The 18,533-nt window shown below is 69.5% G+C and carries 25 protein-coding genes and 3 pseudogenes; 21 read left to right on the top strand and 7 right to left on the bottom strand.

Features of this window, described 5'->3' with window-relative positions:
- Positions 1–156 precede the first annotated feature (156 nt).
- The 3 genes from AC5PYY_RS01120 to AC5PYY_RS01110 all read left to right on the top strand — a co-directional run bounded on the left by AC5PYY_RS01120 (position 157) and on the right by AC5PYY_RS01110 (position 2,576).
- Complete coding sequence (locus AC5PYY_RS01120; RefSeq protein WP_493897995.1) at positions 157–870, top strand: hypothetical protein; 714 nt, start codon at positions 157–159, stop codon at positions 868–870.
- A gap of 155 nt (positions 871–1,025) precedes the next feature.
- Positions 1,026–1,877 carry a DUF2382 domain-containing protein gene (locus tag AC5PYY_RS01115; protein WP_493897994.1) on the top strand — a complete coding sequence of 284 codons (852 nt, stop codon included), beginning with the start codon at positions 1,026–1,028 and terminating at the stop codon, positions 1,875–1,877.
- A 300-nt stretch (positions 1,878–2,177) separates the two neighbouring features.
- Positions 2,178–2,576 (top strand): transposase, encoded by a 399-nt coding sequence (locus tag AC5PYY_RS01110; protein ID WP_493897993.1) that lies wholly within the window; start codon positions 2,178–2,180, stop codon positions 2,574–2,576.
- Positions 2,577–2,677: 101 nt separating this feature from the next.
- Here AC5PYY_RS01110 and AC5PYY_RS01105 read toward each other — a convergent pair whose 3' ends face one another.
- Both AC5PYY_RS01105 and AC5PYY_RS01100 read right to left on the bottom strand, forming a co-directional pair.
- Entirely contained in the window at positions 2,678–3,394 is a 717-nt protein-coding gene (locus tag AC5PYY_RS01105; protein ID WP_493897992.1) for an ABC transporter ATP-binding protein, read from the bottom strand.
- Positions 3,391–4,482 carry an ABC transporter permease gene (locus AC5PYY_RS01100; protein ID WP_493899305.1) on the bottom strand — a complete coding sequence of 364 codons (1,092 nt, stop codon included), beginning with the start codon at positions 4,480–4,482 and terminating at the stop codon, positions 3,391–3,393. The genes AC5PYY_RS01105 and AC5PYY_RS01100 overlap by 4 nt, the downstream gene beginning before the upstream one ends.
- A gap of 150 nt (positions 4,483–4,632) precedes the next feature.
- Here AC5PYY_RS01100 and AC5PYY_RS01095 point away from each other — a divergent pair, with 150 nt between their 5' ends.
- From AC5PYY_RS01095 to AC5PYY_RS01075, 5 genes and pseudogenes are all read left to right on the top strand, one after another.
- Entirely contained in the window at positions 4,633–5,829 is a 1,197-nt protein-coding gene (locus AC5PYY_RS01095; RefSeq protein ID WP_493897991.1) for a sensor histidine kinase, read from the top strand.
- The gene (locus AC5PYY_RS01090; protein ID WP_022925119.1) at positions 5,826–6,446 is read left to right on the top strand and encodes a response regulator transcription factor; all 621 of its coding nucleotides are present in this window, start codon (positions 5,826–5,828) and stop codon (positions 6,444–6,446) included. Before AC5PYY_RS01095 ends, AC5PYY_RS01090 begins: the two co-directional genes overlap by 4 nt.
- A gap of 300 nt (positions 6,447–6,746) precedes the next feature.
- Entirely contained in the window at positions 6,747–7,439 is a 693-nt protein-coding gene (locus AC5PYY_RS01085; RefSeq protein ID WP_493897990.1) for an IS110 family transposase, read from the top strand.
- Positions 7,440–7,448: 9 nt separating this feature from the next.
- Complete coding sequence (locus AC5PYY_RS01080) at positions 7,449–7,814, top strand: transposase (protein ID WP_493899304.1); 366 nt, start codon at positions 7,449–7,451, stop codon at positions 7,812–7,814.
- Between the two features lie 49 nt (positions 7,815–7,863).
- Positions 7,864–8,028: pseudogene (locus tag AC5PYY_RS01075) on the top strand (IS256 family transposase); the annotation flags it as partial.
- A gap of 143 nt (positions 8,029–8,171) precedes the next feature.
- On the opposite strand, the gene AC5PYY_RS01070 reads toward AC5PYY_RS01075, so the two are convergent.
- Positions 8,172–8,648: a MarR family winged helix-turn-helix transcriptional regulator gene (locus AC5PYY_RS01070; protein WP_493897989.1), complete on the bottom strand. Its 477-nt coding sequence runs from the start codon at positions 8,646–8,648 to the stop codon at positions 8,172–8,174.
- A 386-nt stretch (positions 8,649–9,034) separates the two neighbouring features.
- Here AC5PYY_RS01070 and AC5PYY_RS01065 point away from each other — a divergent pair, with 386 nt between their 5' ends.
- Positions 9,035–9,811 (top strand): SDR family oxidoreductase, encoded by a 777-nt coding sequence (locus AC5PYY_RS01065; RefSeq protein ID WP_493897988.1) that lies wholly within the window; start codon positions 9,035–9,037, stop codon positions 9,809–9,811.
- A gap of 98 nt (positions 9,812–9,909) precedes the next feature.
- Positions 9,910–10,335, top strand: coding sequence for a VOC family protein (locus tag AC5PYY_RS01060; protein ID WP_493897987.1), 426 nt, complete (start codon positions 9,910–9,912; stop codon positions 10,333–10,335).
- A 55-nt stretch (positions 10,336–10,390) separates the two neighbouring features.
- Here AC5PYY_RS01060 and AC5PYY_RS01055 read toward each other — a convergent pair.
- Together AC5PYY_RS01055 and AC5PYY_RS01050 are read right to left on the bottom strand one after the other, a co-directional pair.
- Positions 10,391–11,244 (bottom strand): annotated as a pseudogene (locus AC5PYY_RS01055) (protein adenylyltransferase SelO family protein); the annotation flags it as partial.
- 73 nt (positions 11,245–11,317) lie between these two features.
- Positions 11,318–11,428: pseudogene (locus AC5PYY_RS01050) on the bottom strand (phosphatase PAP2 family protein); the annotation flags it as partial.
- Between AC5PYY_RS01050 and AC5PYY_RS01045 the strand changes: the two are divergent.
- Entirely contained in the window at positions 11,411–11,590 is a 180-nt protein-coding gene (locus tag AC5PYY_RS01045; RefSeq protein WP_493899406.1) for a hypothetical protein, read from the top strand. The pseudogene AC5PYY_RS01050 and the gene AC5PYY_RS01045 sit on opposite strands and share 18 nt — an antisense overlap.
- Positions 11,591–11,977: 387 nt before the next feature.
- Positions 11,978–12,508, top strand: a complete 531-nt coding sequence (locus AC5PYY_RS01040) for a hypothetical protein (RefSeq protein WP_493897986.1) — start codon at positions 11,978–11,980, stop codon at positions 12,506–12,508.
- A 191-nt stretch (positions 12,509–12,699) separates the two neighbouring features.
- On the opposite strand, the gene AC5PYY_RS01035 is transcribed toward AC5PYY_RS01040, so the two are convergent.
- Positions 12,700–13,143: a hypothetical protein gene (locus tag AC5PYY_RS01035; protein WP_493897985.1), complete on the bottom strand. Its 444-nt coding sequence runs from the start codon at positions 13,141–13,143 to the stop codon at positions 12,700–12,702.
- A 472-nt stretch (positions 13,144–13,615) separates the two neighbouring features.
- Entirely contained in the window at positions 13,616–13,969 is a 354-nt protein-coding gene (locus tag AC5PYY_RS01030; protein WP_493897984.1) for a hypothetical protein, read from the bottom strand.
- Between the two features lie 148 nt (positions 13,970–14,117).
- Between AC5PYY_RS01030 and AC5PYY_RS01025 the strand changes: the two genes are divergently transcribed.
- From AC5PYY_RS01025 to AC5PYY_RS00985, 9 genes are all read left to right on the top strand, one after another.
- Entirely contained in the window at positions 14,118–14,342 is a 225-nt protein-coding gene (locus tag AC5PYY_RS01025; RefSeq protein WP_075814566.1) for a hypothetical protein, read from the top strand.
- A gap of 173 nt (positions 14,343–14,515) precedes the next feature.
- Complete coding sequence (locus AC5PYY_RS01020; RefSeq protein WP_493897983.1) at positions 14,516–14,878, top strand: VOC family protein; 363 nt, start codon at positions 14,516–14,518, stop codon at positions 14,876–14,878.
- 39 nt (positions 14,879–14,917) lie between these two features.
- The gene (locus tag AC5PYY_RS01015; protein ID WP_493899303.1) at positions 14,918–15,427 is read left to right on the top strand and encodes a DNA glycosylase AlkZ-like family protein; all 510 of its coding nucleotides are present in this window, start codon (positions 14,918–14,920) and stop codon (positions 15,425–15,427) included.
- A 292-nt stretch (positions 15,428–15,719) separates the two neighbouring features.
- Positions 15,720–16,634, top strand: a complete 915-nt coding sequence (locus AC5PYY_RS01010; protein WP_493897982.1) for an alpha/beta hydrolase fold domain-containing protein — start codon at positions 15,720–15,722, stop codon at positions 16,632–16,634.
- Positions 16,631–17,023, top strand: a complete 393-nt coding sequence (locus tag AC5PYY_RS01005) for a hypothetical protein (protein ID WP_493897981.1) — start codon at positions 16,631–16,633, stop codon at positions 17,021–17,023. Before AC5PYY_RS01010 ends, AC5PYY_RS01005 begins: the two co-directional genes overlap by 4 nt.
- 89 nt (positions 17,024–17,112) lie before the next feature.
- Positions 17,113–17,337 carry a hypothetical protein gene (locus AC5PYY_RS01000; protein ID WP_493897980.1) on the top strand — a complete coding sequence of 75 codons (225 nt, stop codon included), beginning with the start codon at positions 17,113–17,115 and terminating at the stop codon, positions 17,335–17,337.
- Between the two features lie 73 nt (positions 17,338–17,410).
- The gene (locus AC5PYY_RS00995; RefSeq protein ID WP_493897979.1) at positions 17,411–17,623 is read left to right on the top strand and encodes a hypervirulence associated TUDOR domain-containing protein; all 213 of its coding nucleotides are present in this window, start codon (positions 17,411–17,413) and stop codon (positions 17,621–17,623) included.
- A 45-nt stretch (positions 17,624–17,668) separates the two neighbouring features.
- Complete coding sequence (locus AC5PYY_RS00990) at positions 17,669–18,109, top strand: hypothetical protein (protein ID WP_493897978.1); 441 nt, start codon at positions 17,669–17,671, stop codon at positions 18,107–18,109.
- A complete protein-coding gene (locus tag AC5PYY_RS00985; RefSeq protein WP_493897977.1) occupies positions 18,106–18,525 on the top strand; it encodes a DoxX family protein in 420 nt (139 codons plus the stop codon). The genes AC5PYY_RS00990 and AC5PYY_RS00985 overlap by 4 nt, the downstream gene beginning before the upstream one ends.
- Positions 18,526–18,533: the final 8 nt, after the last annotated feature.

The raw sequence follows: 18,533 nt of genomic DNA, 5'->3' as shown, positions 1-18,533 counted from the left end.
CGGGCCATCCGCGGGTCAGGCGGCCGTCTGTACGGCCCTGAACCCGCCCCGATGCCTCGGGTCTTTACCACCGCCGAGGTTGCGGTCAAACCTGTCGATGTTTACAGCGTAAGCAGTTCGTTGATTCGGCTGCGCCAGGCAGGGGTAGGAGGGCGGGTGGTCATCCTCGCGGTCGCGGATCGAGAGCTGAACCGCAACAAGCTGCCGATACGGTCCGACCGGTGGGAGACCTTCATCTTCTCCGGCAGGGACCTGCGACGAGCTCCCAGGGCCGCCTTCCGGTCCTCGGTGATGCATGCCTGCGACGTGGCAATGAACGCTCATGCTGAAGTGCTCGTGTTCGTCGAGGTCCGGTGCCTGCCAGGCCGGCGCCTGCTGCAGACCTACGCCGAGCACGCCACCAACAGCACCCAGACAACCCCAGTCCTGTGGAGCGCCGCCGAGGCCGTGCAGCTCGACGTACCACCGGGGACCGTGTATCCCGTCTCGGGCGGGCTGGGGTCCCTCATCACATCAACACCGGTCCTCACCCACCCGAGCCCGACGACGGGACCGGCGATGCCGTGGGCCGAGTCGTTCGCTGTCCGGGCCAGCGACTGGGCGGTCGTGCGCAAGGCGTGGGCCGCCAGGAGGTCACCGGCCCAGGAGCAGCCCACCGCAATATCAAGCTCACGTGAGCCGCACCCCGTGCCCTCCCTGATCGACGCGACGAGGTCCGTAGGCGGTTCGCACGTCCACATCCCTGACGACGCGGTGCTCTACCGCCAACACCCCCGATGTGCCGACACCCGGTACTCCCGGGGGGTGCTGCGCCTACCGGAAGGCAAGCCGCAAGAACGCTGCGAGCGGATCGCGGTGGCAGGGTCCTAGGCCGCCGCCAACCGCCATGCGGTGGTCACGTCGTCCTCGAGCCGAGCGGTAGCACGGTGCCCGTCTGGGTTGCGGGGTCATCGTCGGGGGCTTACGTTTACGGTGTAAACGGACGGTGCATCAGGGCGCCGGCCACCATCACAGGAGGTTTCCGCATGTGGAACGAGGAACAGATCCAGTCCCTGCACAACGGCGGTGTGGTCGTCGACCAGGATGGGGAGAAGGTCGGCAAGGTCGGCCAGATCTACCTGGAGGACTCGACCGGTGAGCCCGCATGGGTGACGGTCAAGACCGGGCTCTTCGGCACCTCGGAGTCCTTCGTGCCCCTGCAGGGTGCCACCGTGCGGGACCAGGAGGTCCGGGTGCCGTACACCAAGGACCAGGTCAAGGACGCCCCCCGGGTCGAGGAAGACGGTCACATCTCCGTGGAGGAAGAGCGCGAGCTGTACTCCCACTACGGCGGCCGGGACGGCCAGAAGAACGCGAACAACGGCGCACCAGCCGCGCGTGACCAGGAAGACACCCGCACCGGCACCACCAGCCGAACCGACACCGGAACGGGCATGACCGACAGGACGGATACCGCCGCAGGCGCCGACGGCACTGGGCGCGGCACCTACGACACCGACTCGGACGCCAGCATGGTCCGCTCCGAGGAGCAGCTGAACGTCGGCACCGAGAAGGTCACCACCGGCAAGGCTCGCCTGCGCAAGTACGTCGTCACCGAGCACGTCACCAAGACCGTCCCCGTCCAGCGTGAGGAGGTCCGCATCGAACGCGAGCCCCTCGACAAGCAGGACCGGGACCGCCTGTCCGGGGCCGACATCGGCGAGGACGAGCAGGAAGTCACCCTCACAGAGGACCAGGTTGTCGTCGACAAGGAGACCGTTCCCGTCGAAGAGGTCCGTCTCGACACCGACACCGTCACCGAGGAGCAGCAGGTCAGCGACGAGGTCCGCAAGGAGCAGATCGACACCGACCTGCCCGACCAGCACCGCAACCACTGACCCACACCCCACCCGCGTCGGCCCTATCCCACTCGGGGTGGGGCTGACGCGTGCGTTCCTGGGCATGAGGCGGCACACCGCCGGGCCGCCCTGATGCTCTCACCAGGCTCATTCGCGGATGCGCGGATTGAGAACTGCACGTTCGAGGTCAGGTCGTCCAGGACAGCAGAACCAGCTGCGCTTCCGGACATGAAGTAGGTAATCCGCGGCTGCATCGGCGAGTCCAGAAGCACGCCCTGCTTCTTGTCGGGGCCCGGGCGGGATAACGAGACCCATGAGCTACACCGAGTCGCGAGCCCGTTGGCAGAGGTTCTCGACGGGGTCACCAACGACCGCGAGGAGGTCGTCGTCACGCGCGCGGGCCATGAGCCGGTTGTCATCGTCTCCTTGGCTGGCCCGCTGATGGACGACGCCAAGTCCGAGGTCCTCGCGTTCGCGACCTTCCCGCGCGAGCACTGGCGCAAGATCTGGTCCACCAACCCCCTCGCGGGTCAACAAGGAGATCAAGCGACGCTCCCGCGTCGTCGGGATCTTCCCTCGGGCGTGGCCGCCGTCATCCGCCTGATCGGGGCCGTCCTGGCCGACACCCACGACGAGTGGCAGGTCGACGAACGCCGCTACCTCTCCGAAGGCTCCATGGCCAAGCTCTACCCCACCAGCGATACTGAGACCGTCGCCCTCCAAGAAGGCGACCGGTAGGCAACGAGCATCACCTCAAAGCCCACCACTCAGCGGGGCTCGGTCTGCAGCGGTCCCGAATTACCCGATGTTCCTATTTTCTCACTGCTCAGCGGTCCATTTCAGCGTGTAGGCGCGCCCCCAGCGATTGGGGTAGTGATACGCCCGTCGACGACCGTGACGAGATCATCCAGGGTGTCGCGGTGCCCGAGGTCGTGGGTGACGAGCAGGGTGGCGGTGTCGCGTTCGTGGGTGAGGCGGGAGATGAGTTCCATGATCTTCGCTCCGCGTTCTTGATCCAGGGCGCTGGTCGGCTCATCAACGAGGAGGACTTCGGGTTCGTGGACGAGGCCGCGGGCGATCGCGACCCGTTGCCGTTCCCCGCCGGAGAGCTGGTGCGTGCGCTTGCCTGCGTGCTCGGTGAGGCCGACGGCGTCGAGGAGTTCGTCGACACGGGCGTCGATCTTCGCTCGCTTGTTCCGGCTGGTGCCGCCGCCGAGCCTGGCCATGACCTGCAACTGCTCGCGCGCCGTGAGCGCGGGCAGCAGGTTGGACTGCTGGAACACGATGCCGATGCGCTCACGGCGCAGTTGCGTGGCCTCGTGCTTCGAGAGCTGGGCGGCGTCGATCATGTCGCTGCTGTTGCCGATGAGAACTCCGCCAGAGTCGGGGCGATGGAGGGTCGCGGCGACGGCGAGGATGCTGGACTTGCCCGACCCGGAGGGGCCGGTGATGCCGGTGACGGTGCCGTTGGTCCCGCGGAGGGTGACGTTGTCAACGGCGGTGATGCGGTTCTCCCCGTCGGGGAAGGTGAGGGTGACGTTCTGTAGTTGGATCATCGGTTGCTCCCAAGGGCGGTGAGGGGGTCGGCTTTGGTGACGGAGCGCAGCGCGAACGCGGCTCCTGCGAGGCCGAGGACCGCCATCACGACGGCTGGGGCGAGAGTGGTGATCGGGCTGATGATGAACGGGAGCGCCTGCCCCGCGAGGGTGCCGAGCCCGATCACGGCGGCGAGGCCGACACCGATCCCGGCGACCAGAACGATGGACGCCTGGCCGAGTGAGTCGCGCACGAGCGACCCGGTGGTCGCACCGAGGGCTTTGAGCACGGCCATGTCGCTGGCACGCTGCATCGTCCAGACCGTAAAGAACGCGCCTACGACGAGGGCGGAGATCCCGAACAGCATCGCGATCATCAGCCCGAGCGACCCGATCTCGGATCGGAACGCTTCCAGGGCGGTCAAGCTCGCCAGCGGTGTTTCGGCGACCGTGCCGGTTGCTGCACCTATGGTCTCCCATTCTGCGTTTCCGGTGACGGCGAGCACCGTCGCTTCGCCTGTGCCGCCGACGCGCTGACTTGCCTCGCTCCACGCCTCCGGGGTCAAGGCGATGACCGGGGTGTGGCTGTACCAAAGATCATCGCCGACGACGCTGACGGTGAAATCAGTGCCGGTGATCGAGATCGTGTCACCAGTCTCGACGCCGAGACCATCGGCGGCCCCGGAGGAGACACCGACCTGGTCGTCGTGAACCGGGGCGAGGTCGAACAGGGGGTTCGACTGGGTACCGGGGGCATGCTGCGGCAGCCCGTAGAGCGCAACCCCGGTCGGGTCGTCGGTGCCGCTGGCCGAGGCCCGCGATTGGACGATCCCGATGGGTGTCACCGACTCGACCCCGTCCGCCTGTTCCCATGCCGTGACTGTGTTCTCGTCGAGGGAGGAGGTTGCGTAGCTCGGGTCGCCGTTCTCGGGCTGCTGCAGCACGAGCCGGTCCCCGGGCAACTGCAGCACTGAGGAGATGTTCTGTGCGGCCAGACCCCCGGTGAGGCCGGAGAGGAAGCCGACGAGCAGGGTGATCAGGGCGACGACGGCCCCGATGAGGAGAAACCGGCCGCGGGCGAACCGCAACTCTCTCCACGCGACGAACACAATGATGCCTTTCCGCTCGCGCACTCTGCCCGAGCTACCCTTCAACCCTCCTTCGCGCAGGCAGGGCCGGACATCGCCCAAACCACGGGATTCACGGTCAAACTTTCGGTTGATGGCCGGGCAACACCGCTCGCATAGGCTTGGAGCCTCATGTCGCATTCGACCCTTGCCCCGGTGTTCACCGGTCTCCGGTTCGGCCTGCACACCCTCCTGATCGGGCTCGCGGGCTTCACGGTTGTGCGCGCATACGTCGTCTCCTCGCCGGCTGCGACATGGACACTGGTCATGGGGATCGCGTTCGTCGCGGTGTATCTCGCCGGTGCATGGGCGGCGCGGACACAAGGCGAGTCAGGAGTCTCCCGGCGCGGTGCCGCCGTCGGCTGGATCGCCGCGCTCACGCTGTTGTGGGCGGTGCTGATGTGGCTGAGCCCCGATGGGGCGTACCTCGTCTTCCCGCTGTTCTTCCTCTACCTCCACGTCCTGCCCGGACGTGGAGGGGTCGCGGCGATCGTGGTCACGACCGCGTTCGCGATCCTCGCCCTCGGCCTCCATCTCGGGTTCAGCGTCGGCGGGGTGATCGGCCCACTGGTGGGCGCCGGCGTCGCCCTACTGATCGGGCTCGCCTACCGTGCGCTTCGGGGTGAAGCCGAAGAGCGCGAACGGCTCGTTGCCGAGCTGATCCGCACTCGGCAGCAACTCGCCCAGACCGAACGCGAACAGGGCGCACTGGCGGAGCGCGCCCGGCTCGCTCGTGAAATTCATGACACCGTCGCCCAGGGCCTGTCCTCGATCCAGATGCTGTTGCGTGCCGCTGAACGCGACACCCCCGAACCCGGTGCCGGGTACGTGCGGCTCGCCCGTGAGACCGCGGCCGACAGCCTCGCGGACACGAGGCAGATCATCCGCGAGCTCACCCCGACCCGCCTCGGCGACGGACTCGCCCCCGCCCTGCACCGCCTCGGTCAGGAACAGTCCGACCGCGCGTCCATCCCTGTCGAGGTGAGTGCCGAGGAACTCGACTTGCCGATGGGAACCCAGATCGCGCTGCTGCGAATCTTTCAGGGCGCGCTTTCGAACACGATCCGCCACGCGAATGCCACCCGCATCACCGCCGAACTCACCCGAGACAACGCCACGGTATCTCTGGTGGTCCGCGATGACGGCCGCGGCTTTGAGGTGTCCTCCGCGGTCGCTGACTCGCACGAGGCTGACTCCTTCGGGTTGCACGCCATGCGTGAGCGCCTCGAACAACTCGACGGCACCCTCACCATTGCCTCGGCCCCTCAACAGGGCACCACGGTCACCGCGCGACTGCCGCTTCTCACCGGAAGCGAGGCGGCATCGTGATCCGGATCGTGCTTGCCGATGACCACCCCGTCGTCCGCACGGGCTTGCGGGCGATGCTCTCAGGCGACCCCGACCTCGACGTGATCGGGGAAGCGGCAACCCCTGACGATGTCGTCGCCCTCGCGAGCGATCTGGTACCGGACGTGGTGCTCATGGACTTGCAGTTCGGCACCGACCAGACCGGAGCCGACGCGACCCGCCGCATTCGCGCACTCAACCATCCGCCTGCCGTGCTGGTGCTCACGAACTACGACACCGACAGCGACATCCTCGGCGCCGTCGAAGCCGGAGCCAGCGGCTACCTCCTCAAAGACGCCCCACTCGAGGAGCTCATCGCTGCAATCCGCGCCGCAGCCGCAGGCGAGACCGCCCTCGCCCCCGCGATCGCGGGACGACTGCTCGCCCGGATGCGTTCCCCGCAACCCAACCTCAGCGCCCGCGAGACCGAAGTGCTGCGACTCGTCGCAGACGGCGCGACGAACAACGACATCGCGGCACGACTGCATATCAGCGACGCGACCGTGAAATCACACCTCGTGCACATCTACACCAAGCTCGGCGTCTCCTCCCGCACCGCCGCCGTCGCTTCTGCACGCGACTCCGGCCTACTGCGGTGAAGGCAGGGACTGTCGGCTGAATGGTGTTTCTGGCCTGACTGTGAGGATTCCCTTCGCAGCCTGATGGTGATGGGCTGTGGGTTGGTGACTGCGAGCGTGACCCTTGGCCTGACTGGCTTCGTGCCTTCGTCGTGACTTGTCCGCTCGCGGTCGCCGGCCCCGGCCCGGTCGGAGCAGCTGGCCTGATCAGGAGCTTGACCGTCCTGGCGTTAACGGCGCCCGGACGTGTCTCATCACAGTCCTGCCGAGTCTCCGCCCCGGACCGGAACCACGTCCCCGTTCGGCAAGGAGGAGAACGCAATGCCCAGTCTGACCGATCTACGCGAGGTCGTCGACGTCATCATCGGCGTCGACACCCACGTCCACACCCACTCGGCCGCCGTGGTCGAGACCGACACTGGTGGGGTGCTCGATGAGGTCACCGTCGAGGCCACCGCGGACGGCTACGCCCAGCTGGTCGAGTTCGCCGACGAGCACGCGATGTTGCGGGCGTGGGCGATCGAAGGCACCGGCGGGCACGGCGCCGGCCTGGCTCGCCATCTGGCCGATCGCGAGGAGCTAGTGGTCGAGCTGGACCGTCCCGAGCGCGCGCACCGGCGCAACGGAGCCAAGTCGGACCCGCTGGACGCGGTCCGAGCTGCCCGGGAGGCCCTGTCACGGGCACGGCTGGGCACCCCACGTGCTGGCGGTGACCGGCAGGCGTTGTCGGTGCTGCTGGCCGCGCGGCGCTCGGCGGTGAAGGCCTCCGCCGACGCCCAACGTCAGGCGTTCAGCCTGGTCATCGCGGCCCCGGAGCACATCCGGGACCGGTTCCGCGGACAGAGGCTGCCCGCCATGATCCGCATCGCCTCACGGTTACGCGTCCAGGCCGGCTGGGACGTAGAGAGCCTCAGCACGGTCACCGCGCTGCGCTCACTCGCCCGCCGTGTCCAGGCGCTGACCGTGGAGGCCGCCGAGCACGAGAAGGCCATCCTGGCCATCGTCCGCTCCTGACGACCCGACCTGCTCGCACAGCCCGGCGTCGGCCCGATCGTGGCCGCCACGGTGCTGTGCTCCTGGTCCCACCCCGGCCGCATCCACTCCGAGGCGGCCTTCGCGATGCTCGCCGGCGTCGCTCCGATCCCCGCCACCAGCGGCCAGGTCACCACCCGCCACCGGCTCAACCGCTACGGCGACCGACAACTGAACCGCGCCCTGCACACCATCGTGCTCTCCCGGATCCGCTACCACCACGACACAGCCGCCTACGTCGCCCGCCGCACCACTGAGGGCAAGACACCGCGAGAGATCAAACGCTGCCTTAAGCGCTACATCGCCCGAGACCTCTACCGGCTCCTCGAGCACAACCCTGCCCCCGCCGACGCTTGACAGACCATAGGAGCGTCACGCGGGCACGGCTGGCGGGGAAGGTCATGCGATGACCGAGAAGATCACGAGCGTGAGCTCGATGCCCGAGAAGGTGAAGAAGACGGCCTCGCGCAGCGAGGCCGAGCAGGCCGCGGTCCGAGAGCTGGTCAAGGCCGCCTGGGCCCGCGGTGAGGACCTGACCGGCCCGGACGGGCTGCTCAAGTCGATCACCGCGAGGGACTGCCCCCGGTCTGGTGGCAGTCCCGGTCAGCCCGTTGAGCACGGGTGTGTTGTCAACAGATGCGTGAACCTCTTGGCCTCGGCGAGCAGCGTGGGGTCCCGCAATCGTGTGCAAGCGCCGGGGTGAGCGAGCCCGTGTCAGTCCGCCGCAGCCCCGGTGGTGGCGTCTATCAGGCGGTGGAGCACGTCACGTAGGTTTTCCAGCTCCTCGAGACTCATCTCGAGCGTGGCGAGGATCCCTGGGGGGATGCGTTCGGCTTCTGCTCGCATCTCGCGACCCCGGGGGGTGAGGCAGATGTCCAACGCACGCTCGTCTTCGGGGCGGCGCTCGCGTGTGATCAGACCTCGCGCTTGAAGTCGTTTGAGCAACGGTGACACGGTGGCCGGCTCCAGGCAGAGGCGTCGGCTCAGTCGACCCAGGCTCACTGGCGTTTCCTCCCACAGCGCGAGCATGACCAGGTACTGCGGGTGCGTGATGCCCAGGGGGTCGAGGAACGGCCGGTAGAGCGCGATGACGTTGCGAGAGGCCACGGCCAGGGCGAAGCAGACTTGCTGATCTAGCTCCAGCGGATCCTGACGCGTCGGCTCGGGAGTCGGCTGCTGAGCGGGCGTCATGCGTGACACCGTAGCCGACGAGCACCGTTACACTGCATACGAACTCTTCGTCCACTAATAATATGGAGACTCCATGAGTGCACGGTTCGAGCGTGACGGCCTGTCGCTGTGGTATCGCTTCACCTGGAGGGTCAAGTACACGTTGCTGATCTTCTTCGGCCCGCCCCGCCTGGATCCTCGCCAGGATCCTCAGATTCGGATGGAGCGGGCCCGAGCTGCGAAGGTCGCGGAAGCGCGGGCAGCGCGAAGGGCGGCAGGACTCAGCGACACTGCATGACTTCTCGGTGCTCGAACTCGGTGATGTCGGAGCACTGCCGATCCCTGGCCCACCTCGTAGGTTGGGTCGGGCCGTCTCATCACGAGCGACGGCAGGAGAGGAGCACAGCATGCTGAAGGGCAAGGTCGCACTGGTGACTGGTGCGGGGTCCGGCATCGGTGAGGCGAGTGCACGGGCACTGGCTGCGCAGGGAGCGGACGTGACCCTGGTCAGTCGCACCCGGGAGGAGCTGGAGGAGGTCGCGGCCGATCTCGAGGCCAGCGGCGTTCAGGCCCTGGTGGTGACCGGGGACGTCAGCGATGAGGACGACGCGCGTCGGATGGTGTCGGAGACCATCAAGCGCTTCGGCAGGCTCGACGTCGTCGTCGCCAACGCCGGGGTCAACGGCACCTGGGCAGGCATCGAGGACCTCGAAGTCGAGGACTTCCGGTCCACCATCGACATCAACCTGGTCGGGACGTTCCTCACCATCAAGCACGCGGTGCCGCACCTGGCCGACGGCGGCGGCTCGGTCGTCGTGGTCTCCTCGGTCAACGGCACGCGGATGTTCTCCAACTCCGGCGCCACGGCATACTCCGCCAGCAAGGCAGGCCAGGTCGCCATGACCAAGATGCTGGCCGTCGAGCTCGGGCCCCGCGGGATCCGCCTCAACGTGGTGTGCCCCGGGGCGATCGACACCGAGATCGACGACAACACGCGGGCCGCGAACGAGGACGTCAAGATCCCGGTCGATTTCCCGCAGGGGGAGATCCCGCTCACCGCAGGAACCCCGGGCTCTGCGCAGCAGGTGGCCGAGCTGGTGACCTTCCTCGCCTCGGACGCGGCCGGCCACATCAGCGGCACCGAGGTGTGGGTCGACGGGGCGCAGTCGCTGCTGCAGGGGTGACCCGGGGGGGACCGGCAGCACCCAGCGCCGCAGTCCTTCCTGGACCCACGGGCCTGTGTCGACCTGATCAGGCAGTGACGGTGGCGTGCGGCAGCGCCATGATCGGGCTCGAGGACGGTGATCCGGCACTGCACGCCGATCTCAGCTACTCGGACGCCCAGGCCGGGCTGAGATGGCTGGAGCAGGTGGGGGTCAGCGTCGTCGCGCGTCAGGACGGCGACGGCGGTGCGGTGCTCCACGCGGAGGTGCGCTGGGGAGACGTGGTGCCGATGGTCGCCAGTGCTGACGACGACTACGACGTTCCCCGTCTCCGGGGTCGCAGCACAGGCGGTGGCCTGTACCTCTGGCTCTCCGACCCGAGCCAGGTCGACGAGTGGTATGCCCGTGCGCTGCAAGCAGGTGGCACCCAGGTGTTCGCTCCCGAGGAGACCGAGTGGGGGACCCGACGTGCGCGGGTCCTCGACCCAGAGGGCCATGAGTGGAGCATCGGGACATACCGGCGGGGTGCTCCCTGGGAACAGTGATGCGCTCCATCTGCCGATAGCCGCCTTCGGTGCTGCAGTCCCGGTATGCGGTGAGTCAGGTGCCGCAGTACGTCCGGTAGCGACCGAAGTCCGCCGGCGCAGGCTCGGCATACCGCTCGAGGCCGGGGCGCTCCCGGTAGGGGTCGGTGACGGCGCCCAGGAGCCGGACCATCGGCCCGAGGTCGCCGTCGCTGCCGGCTGCGAGAGCTTCCTCGACCAGGTGGTTGCGGGGGATGTAGACGGGGTTGACCCGGTCCATCTGCTCGGCGCGCGGATCGAGGTCGAGCCACCGCTCGGCCCAGGCGTGAAACCCGCCAGATCCACGAAGAGGCTGCGGGCCGGCTCGGCGTCGCCGCGGACCGCGTCGCTGAGCTGGCGGTAGAAGGAGGTGTGGTCCACGTGGTTAGCCTGCAGGAGGCTCAGCAGGTCGGCGACCAGGGGCTCGACGACCTCGGCGCTCACCGAGTCCGCCAGGCCGAGCTTGGCCCTCATGCCGCTCGACCAGGCCGATGCGAACTGCGCGGAGAACGTGCCGAGGCAGCCCATCGCCAGATCGACCGCCTGCTCCTCCTCGGTGTGCAGGAGGGGGAGCAGCGCCTCGGCGAGGCGAGCGAGGTTCCACTGGGCGACGCCGGGCTGGTTGCCGTAGGTATACCGTCCGCCGGTGTCGATCGAGCTGTAGACCGTCGCCGGGTCGACGGCCTCCATGAACGCGCACGGTCCGTAGTCGATGGTCTCCCCGGAGATCGTCATGTTGTCCGTGTTCATCACCCCGTGGACGAACCCGACCAGCATCCACCGGGCGACGAGCTGCGCCTGGCCGGCGACGACCGCCTCGAAGAGCGCGAGGTAGGGATTCTCGGCCGCGGCGGCCTCGGGGTGGTGGCGGCGGATCGCGTGGTCGGCGAGGGGCCATGAGGGTGACGGTGACGACGCCCACGACCCGCACCCAGAACGCCGGGTACAGCAGCAGCGCCACGACGGCGAGGGTGGCCGCGTTGGCGGTGTGGCCCGAGGCGAAGGACCCCTCGTCGACGGGGACGAGCAGGCCGTCGGGCCGTGCCCTGTCGAAGGCGTGCTTGAGGGCCTGCACCAGGAGGGCGCTCACGATGAGCGCGACGAGGAGGTATGCCGCGGACCAGCGTCGGCCGGAGACGGCCAGGGCCACGGCCGCGCCGAGGGGTATGACGTAGACCCCGACGACCCCGGCGCCCAGCCGGTCCAGCACGAGCGTTGCGTCGAGCAACAGCGGTAGTCGCGCATCGGTGACCACGCTGTTCCACCAGAGGTCCACGGGCAGGGGGCCACCCTGCACGGACGTCCACCACCCGAGGCCGCAACCGAGCGTCATAAGGATCACCGCGACGGCGACCATGACCGTCCGCGGGTGCCTGATGCCGAGGCCGCTCTCCGCCGTCGCCGTCACGCCCGCTGTCCCCGTCGCATCCGGTCCATTCTGCCCACGCGCTGCATGCCGCACCCTCCGGGACGGCACGGCATGCACCCCTGACGGTGGCGGCTCGGGTTGCCAGACCCGGCCGGCTGCCTAGGGTCGAGGGGTGAGGACACAGCGGGGAGAGCATCGGTCCGGCCGTGCGCGTGGGCTCAGCCCGCGGGGCCCAGTGCGACAGGAGGGGCGGCCATGACGTCGTCAGGACAGCGGGCAGAGGACCCGCCCGAGCGGGAGCTGCTGCAGATCTACCTGGAGGACCACCTGACGGGTGCCACGGGGATGGTCCAGCGGCTCACGATGATGCACCAGAACTACGGTGACCTGCCGGTCGCCGGGGAGATCGCCCAGCTGCTGCAGGAGGTGAGCGAGGACCGCAGCCGGCTCGTGGAGGTCATCAGGTCGTTGGGCCTGGAGCGCAGCGGCGCCAAGCTGCTGCTGGCCCGCACCGGGGAGCTTGCCGGGCGGCTCAAGACGAACGGCCGCCTCCGGCGTCGCTCACCGCTGACGCCCCTTCTGGAGCTCGAGCTGGTCCAGTCGGGCATCAGCGGCAAGTCCGGGTTGTGGCGCTCGCTCACCGCCCATGCCGACAGCCTGGGCTTGGACGCCGAGGAGTTCAGGAGTCTGGAGAAGCGGGCCTACCGGCAGCTGGACGACGTCGTGGCCGCCCACCGCCGGCTCACGCGTGAGGCGTTCAGGGCGGACAGTTCGGCCGCAGGCTGAGCCACGGTGGGCACCGGTCGTGACCCGGTCCGGTCCGCCCCTGGTTCGCCCGGTCGAGGAGGGTTCGCCCACCTCGGAGCGTCGTCGTCCTTGGCCTGTGTGCGGTCGTGGCCCCTCAAGGGCGACCACCGCACACGGACCCAGCCCTTCGAGCACCTAGCGCCACCGCGCCCGGACGGGCCGGCCGACGCTCAGGCCGGGGTGAACCCGAAGCCGGTGACGGTGACCTCGAAGGGCGTGGTCGCGGTCTCGTCGTCCTCGTTGGCCGAGGTCACCCACAGGTTCACGTGCACGCGCTCGGCAGCGGGGACCGGCAGGGCCGAGCTGTCCACGCGGGAGGAGGCGATGAGCGTGGTCGCGGCGGTGGCACCGGCATACGTCGCGAAGGACACCGAGCCCGGCCCCCCCAACGTCATCGTCGACCTGAAGACGACCCGCAGGCCCCTGGGCAGGGACTCGTGGTGGCTGAGCACGTTGGTCGGTCCCGGCGGCCAGTAGCCGGCCGTCAGCCGCGGGGCGATGCCCGGGACGCCCCAGGCCGAGATCTCGCCGGCGTCGATCTCGTTGTGACTCGCGTCCCACGGCTGGGTCGAGTCGTAGGTGAACAGGTTGCCCCACACCACCGACTGCGACACCACGTCGAAGTCGGCCCGGAAGTCGAGCGGTAGCTGCCATAGCCCCAGCCGGTGCGCGTCGACAGCAGCTCGGCCGCCACCGCTGACCCACCTGGGTTGGTGAGCCGCGGCGTCACCGTGCCGTCGCCGTTGAGCCCGACATTGTCGCCGGACCACTGGCCGTTGTAGTGCGGTGCACCCGGCCAGGTGCGGCGCAGCCAGTTGTAACCGCTGAAGGAGAGGTCGCCCGCGCCATGTCGCCTTGCCGTGTCGTGAGACTCTCCTCCCGCAGGAGAGCGGCATGCGCGGTGGTCAAGACGAGTCATGAGGCGCCAGCCAGGATGCACGTATGATGCACGAAACGGTCTGGACGTCTCTTATTGGGCTGTTTGTGCAGGTCGGCGCGCTGCAGTGGGAAGTCTTTTCAACAGGTTGAGGGACGATTTCCCCACGCCGCTCCAGCACCTAGGCAGAGACGGGTGTGCAACGAGAGTCAGCGACCTCGACGGTCTAGCATCAACGCCGCAGTATTCAGGGCACCCCATGCCAGCGGCACGCCCGCAAGCTTGCCGCGCGCCGACTCCGGCCCGGTGGAGCTCAGGATCGCCGCGTCACCCACGTCCCCACTGATGCGCAGCACGGCGGCGACGGGCGCCATACCGGGCACGAAGGCCAGCGCCGAGGTGCTCAGGTCGCGCACGGCATACGTCCACGCGAGCCGGTCCGTCGCACGGGCGGCTTCGCCGCTCTCTTCCAGCGCGTGAGAGAGGTGACGGGGGCGGAGGGCGGCGAAGACGGCATACCCCGCGGTGCCCAGCGCCATGGCCTTGGTCAGCGGATAGCTCATCGCTCCACGGTAGGACCGCCCGGTGCGTCTCGCCCGGCGGAGCGCTCCACGGGCAGACCAGTGCCAGCCGTCTCACGCTGCGCCCCGCCACACCCCGGGTGACGATGGAGACTCCCAACCCCGCGACCCCTACCCAAGGAGAAGCACCATGCTCAGCACCCTCTCGTCCTACGGGGTCCGCTCGGACCACTGTTACGTCGCCGGCTTCGCCTCGATCGGCCTGTCCTTCGTGAGCCACTTCATCTCGCGCGGCAAGGCCGACGACAGCAAGGCCCAGGCCGACCGGTGGGGCCTCTTCGTCGGGGAGTGGGCGCCGACCTTCTTCGCGCTCGGGGTCGCCCTCAAGCTCGAGGAGTCGACGACCGTCCTCTGACGCCACGTCGGGCACCGAGGCGACGCCTCGGGGCCCGCTCGAGTGTGCCCTGCCAGGCCTGGCCTGGCAGGGCACACCTGTTTACCGAGGCCGTCAATGTCCCGCTGTCGACCGGCGCACCACCCCCGCGCCTGGATCTCGACATGCACGACTCGCGGTCGCAGACTGGCGCCATGGACATCACCATGCGGGTGGTCGTCTTCGACGCGGCGGACCCGGAGACCGAGGCCACGTTCTGGGCCACCCTGCTGGGCAGCACCGTCGACCACGAGGAGGACGACTGGTGCTCGGTCCGCGTCGGAGACGACGAACCCGTCTGCGTCCAGCTCGCCCCGGACCACCAGCCGCCGCAGTGGCCTGACGGCCTGCCGCAGCAGGTCCACCTCGATCTCGTTGTCCCTGCGCTCGGCCCCGCGCACGACGAGGCCATGGCCGCTGGAGCGACGCTGCTCCAGGCGGCCGACAAGCCCGACGCCGAGCACGGCTTCCAGGTGTATGCCGACCCCGCGGGCCACCCGTTCTGCCTCTGCTGGTGAGTAGGTGATTACCTCGGGGACGAGGAGCGGCGGCGCCGGATCGCCGTCCGCCACGGGCTCCACCCGGGACCGGCAGGACCCGCTGACCTCCACCGAGCTGCGCCCCCATGTCCCCGAGCTGGACCGGCGAGTCGCCCAGGGCAGCGGCGCCTGGGTCTCGAGGCGCCCGCCGCCACCCGGGTGCTCACCTGGCTCGGCGCCCGTGGCGACGTGGTGCGGGCGCATACCCCGTGGTCGGGTCCGCCGCGCTGGTCCACGCCGGGGCGCTGGCTCGGCGCGGACGAGCCAGCCCTGAGCGCGGAGGAGGGCTACGCGCACCTGGTGCAGCGCTACCTGCGCGCCTTCGGCCCCGCCACCGAGGACGACGTCGTCTGGTGGCTCGGCGCGACCAAGGCCTCCGTGCGCGTTGCCCTCACGACCGCCGAGGCGGAGCAGGTCGACCTCGACGACGGCACCGGCTGGGTGCTCCCCGGCGACACCGGACCGACGCCCGACCCCGGCCCGTGGGCGGCGCTGCTGCCGACGCTCGACCCGACGGTCATGGGGTGAAAGGGGCGCGGTTTCTACCTCGACCCCGTCGCCCGGCCCTACGTCGTCGACAGCGCCGGCAACGCCACGCAGACCGCCTGGTGGTGCGGCCGTGTCGTCGGGACCTGGGTGCAGGACGACGACGGGGCGGTCCGCGTGCTCCCGCTCGGGGAGCTCGAGCCGATGCGACGGAGGTGCTCGCCGCCGAGGCGCGGCGCCTCACCGACTGGCTCGCCGGGCGGGTCGTCACCAACGTCTACGCCGCCAAGCAGGCCGCCGGCCGGGTGCTCGGCTGACTCCATACAGTGGGTGCATGGACATCCGCGAGCTGCGCCCGACCGGGCCGGAGGACTTCTCGCCTCCACCGACCCACCTCCCGCCGCTGACGGGGCAGCAGGTCGCCGGCGCGCGCAGCTGGACGGGGCTGGCCTACGCGATCCAGTACGGCTACCGCTACCTCGCGCTCGACCTGCACGTGCCGGAGGGTGTCGAGCGCCCGCCGCTGGTCGTGTGGATCCACGGCGGCGGGTGGAACGAGGGCGACCGGCGCTACCTGCCGCTCTTCTGGCCGCAGCAGCAGCTCTTCGAGCGCGTCGTCGCCGCCGGGATGGCGGTCGCGACGATCGACTACCGGCACCTGCACGAGGCGCGATTCCCCGCCTGCGTGCACGACGTGCACGCCGCGATCCGCTACCTCGTGAGGTATGCCGACGAGCTCGGCGTCGACGCCTCGCGCCTCGGGGTGTGGGGTGAGTCGGCCGGCGGTCACCTGACCTGCATGGCGGGTTTCGCGCCGGCCCGCGCGGCGCAGGGCGAGGTCGTCGACGGGGTGGACCTCATCGGGAGCATCGGGGTCGAGGGGCCGCAGCCGGTGCCGACGGCGCTGGTGGCGTGGTACACCCCCGACGACCAGTTCCACGACTTCCTCGCCGGCTGGGACGGGCCGGAGCCGGGCGCGCCGCCCGAGATCGTCCACGCGCTGCTGCCGAGCTCGCAGGCCAGCCGCTGGGCGCCGCCGACGCTGGTCGTGCACGGCACGGAGGACTCGGTCGTGCCGGTCAGCGACGCCCACCGGATCCACGACGCGCTCGTCGCGGCCGGCGCTGACTCGACCCTGTCGATCGTCGAGGGCGCCGACCACTGCTGGGTCGGGCGACCGCTCGAGCCGCGGCTGGACGAGGCGATCGACTTCCTGGCCTCGCACCTGCGACCGGGGGAGTCGGCATGACCTGGACCCGCCACCGGCCCAAGGCGCTGTCGTGGGCGCTGCTGCTGGCCTTCGTGCTGGTCGTCGGCTTCACCATCCAGCGCTACACCGGCGGCGGGGTGACTGTCGGCGAGGACGTCGTCGGGTTGGTGCTGCGGGTGGCGGTGCTGGTGCTCATCGTGCTGGCCTATCTGCGTATCGGCGGCAGCACGACCGCCTCGTCCGAGGGGCTGCTCTTGCACAACGGCATCCGCGCGGCGCAGATCCCGGGCGCGAGCATCACGAAGGTCCAGGAAGATTCCCGTCGTGGCGGGGTCGTGGCCGTGCTCACGACCGGACGCGGCGTGGAGCTGCCCGGCGTGCCCGCCGACGACCTGCGTCAGGTGAGGCGGGCGCTGAAGGGGCGGTGACGGCATACCTGCCGCTTCACTCTGCGGTCCGCGCGCGGCTCGCGCACGATGGAAGGTCCCAGCCCCGGACCACCATTGAGAGGAAACACATGATCACCACCCTGGCGTCCTACGGACTCCGCTCCGAGCACTGCTATACCGCGGGATTCGCCTCGATCGGGTTGTCGTTCGTCACCCACTTCGTCTCCCGCGGGAAGAAGGACGACAGCAAGGCCCAGGCCGACCGGTGGGGGCTCTTCGTGGGGGAGTGGGCTCCGACCTTCTTCGCCCTCGGCGTCGCCCTGAAGCTCGAGGAGTCCGTCACCGTCCGCTGAGACCAGACCACCTGCGTGCTGCGCCCTCCGCCCGGTGGGCGCAGCACGCGTCACCGACAGGAAGGGCACGACGATGGCGATCCGCGAAGGCACGACGGTGCGATGGAAGTGGGGTGACTCCTGGGCGGAGGGCACGGTCAGCGAGATCCACCGCGACCGGGTCACCCGCACCACGAAGGGGCAGGAGGTGTCGCGCGACGGCTCCGAGGACGACCCGGCCTACGTCATCGAGCAGGACGACGGCACCGTGGTGCTCAAGCTGCGCAGCGAGGTCGAGCGGGGCTGACTCCTCGGAGGGACAACGACGGGGCACGCTTCCTACCCTGGTGAGGTGACCGGCACCGATCCTGCGCGCGAGTGGCTCATGCAGCCGCGCTGGTTGCCCGCGCTGCGGGCCGCGCTCGGCGTCGCGATCGTGCTCAGCGCCATCGCGGCGCTGGCTCTCGCTTGGCCCTGGCGCGTGATCGAGGTCGTGCTCGGTGCGCTCTGGTGCGGGTATGGCGTGTTCCTCGTCTGGGCTAGTCGGCGCGAGCGCAGCGGCACCCGGCTGGAGGACGACGCGATCGTCGTCACGTCCGGCAGCGAGGTCACGCGACTGACGCGTGCCGACATCCTCGACCTGCGCACGGACCAGCCGGGCGAGCGGGCCTGGCGGGTCCAGGCGATCGACTCCAGGGGGAGGTTGGTGACGCTGCTCGCGGTGCCACCGGAAGAGCTCGAGAGGTTGCGGCGTTGGCACCTGCGACCACCGACGAAGGAGAGCCACGCATGAAGATCGGCAAGGCATTGCGGACCGTGGGCAGGATCGCCCTGGGCGGGACGCTGCTGTTCACCGGGATCTCGCACCTCACTGTCGCGCGAGAGGAGTTCCAGGCGCAGGTGCCCTCGTGGATGCCGGTCGACCCGGATCTGGTCGTGCTGGGCTCGGGGGTGGCCGAGATCGGGCTGGGCGCGGCGCTGGTGGCGCTGCCGCGGTGGAAGGTGCCGATCGGCTGGGCGACGGGGGCATTCTTCGTCGCGATCTTCCCCGGCAACATCGCGCAGTATGTCGAGGGCAAGGACGGCTTCGGCCTCGACACCGACCAGGCCCGGCTCACCCGGTTGTTCTTCCAGCCGGTGCTCGTCGCCTGGGCGCTCTGGTCGACCGAGGCGTGGAAGACGTGGAGGCAGGGGCGCAAGAACGGCTGACGGGGTAT

It is taken from the genome of Serinicoccus sp. JS2-9 (genome assembly GCF_059025165.1).
Note: the sequence above shows the minus strand (reverse complement) of the source record. Positions and strands in the feature narration are given on the sequence as shown.